The organism is Citrobacter sp. CK206 (assembly GCF_030333125.1).
In the GTDB taxonomy this organism is placed as follows: Bacteria; Pseudomonadota; Gammaproteobacteria; order Enterobacterales; family Enterobacteriaceae; genus Citrobacter_B; species Citrobacter_B koseri.
Window position 1 is genome coordinate 116,199 of sequence record NZ_JAOWGM010000005.1, and the last position, 8,220, is coordinate 124,418.

At 53.3% G+C, this 8,220-nt stretch carries 7 protein-coding genes and 1 riboswitch; of the genes, 5 read left to right on the forward strand and 2 right to left on the reverse strand.

Annotated features, from left to right (window positions below; translation table 11 throughout):
* Window positions 1-299 precede the first annotated feature (299 nt).
* Window positions 300-1,217 (forward strand): DNA-binding transcriptional regulator OxyR, encoded by a 918-nt coding sequence (gene oxyR / locus OGX81_RS00545; protein WP_012133831.1) that lies wholly within the window; start codon window positions 300-302, stop codon window positions 1,215-1,217.
* On the opposite strand, the gene sthA is transcribed toward oxyR, so the two are convergent.
* Window positions 1,200-2,600: a Si-specific NAD(P)(+) transhydrogenase gene (gene sthA / locus OGX81_RS00550; RefSeq protein WP_012133830.1), complete on the reverse strand. Its 1,401-nt coding sequence runs from the start codon at window positions 2,598-2,600 to the stop codon at window positions 1,200-1,202. The genes oxyR and sthA overlap by 18 nt on opposite strands.
* Window positions 2,601-2,798: 198 nt before the next feature.
* Between sthA and fabR the strand changes: the two genes are divergently transcribed.
* On the forward strand, window positions 2,799-3,434 hold the full coding sequence (gene fabR / locus OGX81_RS00555) for an HTH-type transcriptional repressor FabR (RefSeq protein ID WP_047459767.1): 636 nt from the start codon (window positions 2,799-2,801) through the stop codon (window positions 3,432-3,434).
* A 15-nt stretch (window positions 3,435-3,449) separates the two neighbouring features.
* Complete coding sequence (locus tag OGX81_RS00560) at window positions 3,450-3,809, forward strand: YijD family membrane protein (protein WP_104867924.1); 360 nt, start codon at window positions 3,450-3,452, stop codon at window positions 3,807-3,809.
* 195 nt (window positions 3,810-4,004) lie between these two features.
* Here the strand turns inward: OGX81_RS00560 and trmA are convergent, their stop codons facing one another.
* Window positions 4,005-5,105 (reverse strand): tRNA (uridine(54)-C5)-methyltransferase TrmA, encoded by a 1,101-nt coding sequence (gene trmA, locus OGX81_RS00565; protein ID WP_047459762.1) that lies wholly within the window; start codon window positions 5,103-5,105, stop codon window positions 4,005-4,007.
* A 114-nt stretch (window positions 5,106-5,219) separates the two neighbouring features.
* A riboswitch (cobalamin riboswitch) is annotated at window positions 5,220-5,409 on the forward strand.
* Between the two features lie 65 nt (window positions 5,410-5,474).
* Between trmA and btuB the strand changes: the two genes are divergently transcribed.
* Both btuB and murI read left to right on the forward strand, forming a co-directional pair.
* Complete coding sequence (gene btuB / locus OGX81_RS00570; protein WP_104867922.1) at window positions 5,475-7,343, forward strand: TonB-dependent vitamin B12 receptor BtuB; 1,869 nt, start codon at window positions 5,475-5,477, stop codon at window positions 7,341-7,343.
* On the forward strand, window positions 7,288-8,139 hold the full coding sequence (gene murI, locus OGX81_RS00575; protein WP_024130654.1) for a glutamate racemase: 852 nt from the start codon (window positions 7,288-7,290) through the stop codon (window positions 8,137-8,139). Before btuB ends, murI begins: the two co-directional genes overlap by 56 nt.
* Window positions 8,140-8,220: the final 81 nt, after the last annotated feature.

Consider the following 8,220-nt stretch of genomic DNA (forward strand, 5'->3'; position numbering starts at 1 on the left):
TCCGGCCTACAAAAAATTGTGAACCGTCGCCATCCGGCAACAGTCATCAGAGCCTGGCATCACGTCGGGCTTATTTTATTTATGCAAAAAAAAAGCGGACCATAAGGTCCGCAAAAGTTCACGTTGGCTTTAGTTATTTCGAGTTGAGAAAAACTCTTTGAACGGGCGGTGACTTCAAGGGTTAAAGAGGTACCGCTCCGTTTCTGTGATGTATTATTAGACAGAAAGCTTGATAGGGATAATCGTTCGTTGCTATGCTACCTATCGCCATGAACTATCGTGGCGACGGAGGATGAATAATGAATATTCGTGATCTTGAATACCTGGTGGCATTAGCCGAACACCGCCATTTCCGGCGTGCGGCGGACTCCTGTCACGTCAGCCAGCCGACGCTCAGCGGGCAAATCCGTAAGCTGGAAGATGAACTGGGCGTAATGCTGCTGGAGCGTACGAGTCGTAAAGTTCTGTTCACCCAGGCGGGTTTACTGCTGGTGGATCAGGCGCGCACCGTGCTGCGTGAGGTCAAAGTGCTCAAGGAGATGGCAAGCCAGCAAGGTGAGACGATGTCTGGCCCATTGCATATCGGCCTGATCCCAACGGTTGGCCCTTACCTGCTGCCGCATATTATTCCGATGCTGCATCAGACCTTCCCGAAGCTGGAAATGTATCTGCATGAAGCGCAGACGCACCAGCTGCTGGCGCAACTGGACAGCGGCAAGCTTGACTGCGTGATCCTGGCGCTGGTGAAAGAGAGCGAGGCGTTTATCGAAGTGCCGCTGTTTGATGAACCCATGATGCTGGCGATCTATGAGGATCACCCGTGGGCGAATCGCGATCGTGTGCCGATGTCCGATCTGGCGGGTGAAAAACTGCTGATGCTGGAAGACGGGCACTGCCTGCGCGATCAGGCGATGGGCTTCTGCTTCGAGGCGGGCGCGGATGAAGACACCCATTTCCGGGCGACCAGTCTGGAAACGCTGCGCAACATGGTTGCGGCGGGGAGCGGTATTACCTTACTGCCCGCGCTGGCGGTTCCGCAGGAGCGTAAGCGTGATGGCGTAGTCTACCTGCCGTGCATTAAGCCGGAGCCTAAGCGTACGGTTGGGTTGGTTTATCGTCCGGGATCGCCGCTGCGCAGTCGCTATGAGCAACTGGCGGAGGCCATCCGTGCGGAGATGGATGGCCATTTCGACAAAGCGTTAAAACAGGCGGTTTAAGCCGTTTAGCGCCGCTACCCGATAGGCTTCCGCCATTGTCGGGTAGTTAAAGGTGGTGTTAACGAAGTACTCAATGGTGTTACCGCCGCCTTTCTGTTCCATAATCGCCTGGCCGATGTGAATAATTTCGGCCGCGCGTTCGCCAAAGCAGTGAATCCCCAGAATCTCTTTTGTTTCCCGATGGAACAGGATCTTCAGCGTTCCCACGTTCATCCCGACGATTTGCGCGCGCGCCAGGTGCTTAAACTGCGCACGTCCGACTTCGTAAGGCACTTTCATCGCCGTCAATTGCTGCTCGGTTTTGCCGACGGAGCTGATTTCCGGGATGGTGTAAATCCCGGTAGGGATATCTTCAATAAGATGGGCGGTCGCTTCGCCTTTCACCAGCGCCTGCGCGGCAATTCGACCCTGGTCGTAAGCGGCGGAAGCCAGACTCGGATAGCCAATCACATCGCCCACCGCGTAAATGTGCGGCAGCGCGGTCTGGTACATGCTGTTGACCTTGAGTTGCCCACGGCTGTCGGTTTCCAGACCGATATTTCCCAGCGCCAGTGAATCGGTGTTACCGGTGCGTCCGTTGGCGTACAGCAGACAGTCGGCCTTCAGCTTTTTACCGGATTTCAGGTGCATAATGACGCCGTCGTCGCAGCCTTCAATCTTCTCGTACTCTTCGTTATGGCGAATAACCACGCCGCTGTTCCAGAAGTGGTAAGAGAGAGAGTCGGACATCTCCTGATCAAGAAACGCCAGCAGACGGTCGCGGGTGTTAATCAAATCAACTTTGACGTCCATTCCCCGGAAGATTGACGCATATTCGCAGCCGATCACCCCGGCGCCATAGATGATGACGTGACGAGGTTCGTGATGCAGGCTAAGGATTGAGTCGCTGTCGTAAATACGTGGATGCGCGAAATCAACGTCGGCCGGGTGATAAGGACGCGACCCGCAGGCAATCACGAATTTCTCCGCCGTCAGGGTTTCGACCGTGCCGTCGTGGCACTCCAGCGCGAGGGTGTTTTCGTCAACAAAATGCGCATTACCCTGCAATATTTCACAGTGGTTGCGCTCATAAAAGCCCTGCCGCATGCGCGTTTGTTGATTAATGACGTTATCGGCATGGTTGAGAATATCGGCAAAGGAAGAACGAAGTAGTCGGGAGTGGTCGCTGTAGAGGGGGTTCTGGTTGAATTCGATGATACGGCTGACGGCATGGCGGAGCGCTTTCGACGGGATGGTGCCCCAGTGGGTACAACCGCCGCCAACGTTGTGATAACGCTCAATAACGGCGACGCGCGCTCCTTGCTTAACCAGACCCATTGCAGCGCCTTCGCCGCCGGGGCCTGAACCTATGACGATTGCATCATAATCCCAGGAATGTGGCATGGTATTACTCACCTGTTTTTATACATAAAATAAACACGATGATAACATTCGCGCGCCTTTAACCCAATTATCGTTGTGCTTTTTTGTGGAGCTGGAGCACAAACAGCCTGTAAACAATCATTCACAAAGCTGAACAAACAGATTAAGTTTGTTCTCTGGTATAGTGCCAGATAAGGCATATGGAAGGATTCAGACATCGTGATGGGCGTTAGAGCGCAACAAAAAGAAAAAACCCGGCGTTCGCTGGTAGAAGCCGCATTCAGTCAACTGAGCGCCGAACGGAGTTTCGCCAGTCTCAGTTTACGCGAAGTAGCGCGTGAAGCGGGCATTGCGCCAACCTCATTTTATCGCCATTTCCGCGATGTGGATGAGCTTGGCCTGACGATGGTGGATGAGAGCGGTTTAATGCTGCGCCAGCTGATGCGCCAGGCGCGTCAGCGTATTGCCAAAGGCGGCAGTGTGATCCGTACCTCGGTCTCCACATTTATGGAGTTCATCGGCAACAATCCTAACGCCTTCCGTTTATTATTGCGTGAACGTTCCGGCACCTCGGCCGCGTTTCGCGCCGCAGTCGCGCGTGAGATTCAGCATTTCATCGCGGAACTTGCGGACTATCTGGAACTCGAAAACCATATGCCGCGCGCGTTCACTGAAGCGCAAGCCGAAGCGATGGTGACGATTGTGTTTAGTGCAGGTGCCGAGGCGCTGGATGTTGGTGCGGAACAACGCCGACAGCTGGAAGAGCGGCTGGTACTGCAACTGCGCATGATTGCGAAAGGGGCATATTACTGGTACCGCCGTGAACAAGAGAAGATGGCACATCACTCCGAGTAACGTGAAGGACGAGCAATGAAACAGTCAGGTCAAGATAAAGGTACGCTGTTGCTGGCGCTGGTCGCTGGCTTATCGATCAATGGCACATTCGCGGCGCTGTTTAGCTCCATCGTGCCGTTTTCTGTATTCCCGATTATCGCGCTGGTGCTGGCGGTTTATTGCCTGTATCAACGTTATCAAAACCGCACTATGCCTGTCGGCTTGCCGGGGCTGGCTGCCGCCTGTTTTATCCTCGGTGTGCTGTTGTACAGCACCGTGGTACGTGCGGAATACCCGGATATCGGTTCTAACTTCTTCCCGGCGGTGCTGTCGGTGATTCTGGTGTTCTGGATTGGCTTTAAGATGCGTAACCGCAAGCAGGAAGTCGCGGAGTAATGCCGGATGGCGGCGTAAACGCCTTATCCGGCCTACGATGATTTGTAGGCCCGGCAAGCGCAGCGCCACCGGGCATATCGCCGGATGGCGGCGTAACCGCTTTATCCGGCCTACGATGATTTGTAGGCCCGGTAAGCGCAGCGCCACCGGGCATATCGCCGGATGGCGGCGTAACCACTTTATCCGGCCTACGTTTTATCTGGCAGTGAGTAACACGCCGCATTCCATATGGTGCGTATACGGGAACTGATCGAACAGAGCCAGACGTGACACATTGTGCGTCTGGCTTAATGTTTCCAGGTTCTTACACAGCGTCTCCGGGTTGCAGGAGATGTACAAAATACGCGGATACGCCTGCACCATTTTCTCGGTTTCACTGTCCAGCCCGCTACGCGGCGGATCGACAAAAATCGTTTCACACTGATAGCTCTTCAGGTCGATGCCCTGCAAACGGTTAAACTCACGTACTCCGTTCATCGCCTGCGTAAACTCTTCAGCGGCCATACGGATAATCTGCACGTTATCAATATGGTTAGCGGCAATGTTGTACTGCGCTGCGGCGACTGACGGTTTGGCGATTTCCGTTGCCAGCACCCGGTCGAAGTTACGCGCCAGAGCCAATGAGAAGTTGCCGTTGCCGCAGTACAGTTCAAGCAGGTCGCCTTTCGACGCTTTGGTTGCATCCAGCGCCCACTCCAGCATCTGAATATTCATTGCGGCATTGGGCTGCGTGAAGCTGTTCTCTACCTGACGGTAGATCATCTCTTTTCCCGCCACGGGCAGACGTTCGTCAATGTAATCCTGATCCAGCTCGATTTTGGTTTTGGTCGCCCGGCCAATCAGATGCACATTCAGGTTTTGCGCTCGCAGCGCATCCCGCAGCGTTTCCGCTTCCTGGCGCCACTCATCATCCAGCTTTTTATGGTACAGCAGCGAAACCACCGCCTGATTGCTCATCGTGGTGAGGTAATCAATCTGGAACAGCTTATGGCGCAGGACGCGATTATGGCGCACGCCTTCAATCATCGCCGTCATCAGCTGGTTAATCAGCTCGCTGGCCGCCGGGAAGCTGTCGACGCGGATACGGCTTTTCGTCTGCTGATCAAAAATGATGTGATACAGGTCGTCGCCGTCATGCCACAGGCGAAATTCGGCGCGCATCCGATAATGGCTGACTGGCGAGCGAAACACTTCCGGGACCAGGTCAGAAAACGGCGCCATCATACTCTGCAAGCGCACCACTTTTTCGGCTAGCTGCGCGTCATACTGTTCTGTCGGAAGGTGTTCGGGGGTCATGATGCATCCTGAAAAATAAAAGTACGCGGGGATTGTAGGGATTGCTCATCAGATGTCCAGTCATTGATGATTTCCGATATTGTGATATGCGGTCTGGACGTAGATTGTTACAGAATGTAGCATCCGTGAGCCGGTCCTGTGAGTTAATAGGGAATCCAGTGCGAATCTGGAGCTGACGCGCAGCGGTAAGGAAAGGTGAGATGAGAGCATAAGCAGACACTGCCACCCGGCGGGAAGTCATCATCTCTTGTATCCTGAGGATAACCTTCCAAGCCCGAAGACCTGCCGGCTAACGTCGCATCTGGTGTTCATCATCGCGTACTATCGATGAAGCCTGCGGCATCCTTCTTATATTGTGGATGCTTTACAATGATTAAAAAATCTTCGCTGCTGACGGCGCTCTCCGTCACGGCATTTTCTGGCTGGGCGCAGGATACTAACCCAGACACCCTGATCGTCACCGCAAATCGTTTTCAACAACCGGTTAATACCGTACTGGCGCCTGCTGATGTCGTGACGCGTGAGGATATCGACCGCTGGCAAGCGAAGAATTTGAATGATGTGATGCGCCGCCTGCCAGGCGTTGATATCAATCAAAACGGCGGCATGGGGCAGTCTTCTTCTTTGTTTATTCGTGGTACGGAAGCCAAACAGGTATTGGTTCTGGTCGATGGTGTTCCCATGACCCGCCCTGGCATTACGAATAACCCCGATCTGAATCAGATTCCAATATCGCTGGTGCAACGCGTGGAATACATTCGTGGACCACGCTCGGCGATTTATGGTTCCGGCGCAATGGGTGGGGTCATTAACGTTATTACGCACTCCGATCAAGAACAGTCAAAAATTACCGCGGGTGTTGGTTCAAAAGGTTATCAGCAATATGACGGTACGTTGCGCCATCGCTTTGGCGACACTGTCGCCACGGTAGCGGGTTCTTATGAGGGCAATAAAGGCTTTAACGTACAGCCCGGCTCAACCTGGGATCACGATCGCGACCGCGATGGTTTTCGCAGCAAGGCATTCTGGGGCAGCCTCGAACATAAATTTAATGATAATTTCGATGGTTTTTTCCGTGGTCACAGTTATACCAACAACTCTGATTACGATCTGGGAAACCCGCCGTCTATTCCGGCCTACAGTGCTGATGAATCGCAACTCTACAATCAGAGCTGGGACGCAGGTCTGAAATTCAACTCCGGGATTTACTCTTCACAACTTCTCGCCAGCTACCAGAAGGTGAAGGACTATAACTACAGCAGTATTTATGGTCGCTATCATGACGGTACGACGCTCGATCGCATGACCCAGCGTAACCTGCAATGGGGTAATAACCTTATCGTGGGGCACGGTTCCGTTAGCGCTGGCGTAGACTGGCAGCAGCAGCGTTTGACCTCATCCGATACCGCGCTTTCGGACACATATAAACGCGATAACACCGGTTTATACCTGACCGGTCAGCAACAATTCGGTGATGTAACGCTGGAGGCTTCAGGGCGTGAAGATCATGATGAACAGTTTGGCTGGCATGGCACCTGGCAGACGACGGCTGGATGGGAGTTTATCGACAACTATCGAGTAACTATCGGCTATGGTACCGGGTTCCTGTCTCCATCTCTGGGGCAGCAGTTTGGTTCTACCCGTTTTGGCATCAACGCGAATCCTAACCTGAAACCGGAAGAGTCTAAACAGTGGGAGGCCGGGCTGGAAGGGCTCACTGGTCCGCTGGACTGGCGCCTGTCTGCCTACCATTACAAGATTACTAACCTGATCACTTACTACTTTGATCCAGACACCTACCAGGGTGAGTATGACAATATTGATGCGGCAACCATTAAAGGCGTGGAGTGGACGGGCAGCTTTGATACCGGCATCTTTAGCCATCGTGTTACGTTGCAATATGTCGATCCGCGTAATGACGACAACGGTGAAGTGTTAGCCCGACGCTCGAAGCGCCAGGCGAAGTATCAACTGGACTGGACGATGTTTAACGTCGATATGGATGTATCGTGGCAGTATTACGGCAAGCGCTACGATAACAACACCTCCCAGTACAATAACACCCAGCAAATCTTGCCGAGCTATAGCACTGTTGATGTTTCTGCATCGTATCCGATCACCGATCGCCTGACAGTTCGTGGTAAAATCGCCAACCTGTTCGATAAAGATTACGAGACAGCTTATGGCTACCAAACTGCAGGACGAGAGTACTACTTGTCTGGCAGCTACACCTTCTGATCCACGTCCCACCGTGCTGGTGTTTGATTCCGGCGTCGGTGGGTTGTCGGTCTACGATGAGATTCGGCATCTCCTGCCGAATCTCCACTATATATATGCTTTCGATAACGTCGCGTTTCCTTACGGGGAAAAGAGCGAAGCGTTTATTGTCGAGCGCGTCGTCGAGATCGTTACCGCAGTGCAGCAGCGTTATCCTCTCTCACTTGCGGTAATCGCCTGTAATACGGCCAGCACGGTTTCTCTTCCTGCATTGCGTGAAAAATTCGCGTTCCCGGTTGTGGGCGTCGTACCTGCGATTAAACCCGCAGCGAGGCTGACCGCCAACGGCATCGTCGGGTTGCTGGCAACGCGTGGCACGGTAAAACGCCCTTATACCCATGAGTTGATAGCGCGATTTGCGAATGAATGTCAGATAGCGATGTTGGGATCGGCAGAACTGGTGGAGCTGGCGGAAGCCAAACTGCACGGTGAACCCGTATCGCTGGAAGAACTACGCCGTATCCTGAGACCCTGGCTGCGGATGCCGGAACCGCCCGACACGGTTGTTCTGGGATGTACCCATTTCCCTCTATTACAGGAAGAACTGTTGCAGGTCCTTCCTGAAGGGACAAGGCTGGTGGATTCCGGGGCGGCGATTGCGCGTCGCACAGCCTGGTTGTTAGAGCATGAAGCGCCGGATGCCAAATCAGCGGAGGCTAATATTGCTTTCTGCATGGCAATGACGCCAGAGACCGAGCAATTAATACCCGTTTTACAGCGTTACGGTTTCGAAACGCTCGAAAAACTGGCGGTTTGAGGTGGTTTTGCTTAAAAAGAAAGCAGTCGGAAAATAATTTTAAATTTCCCCTTGTCAGGCCGGAATAACTCCCTATAATGC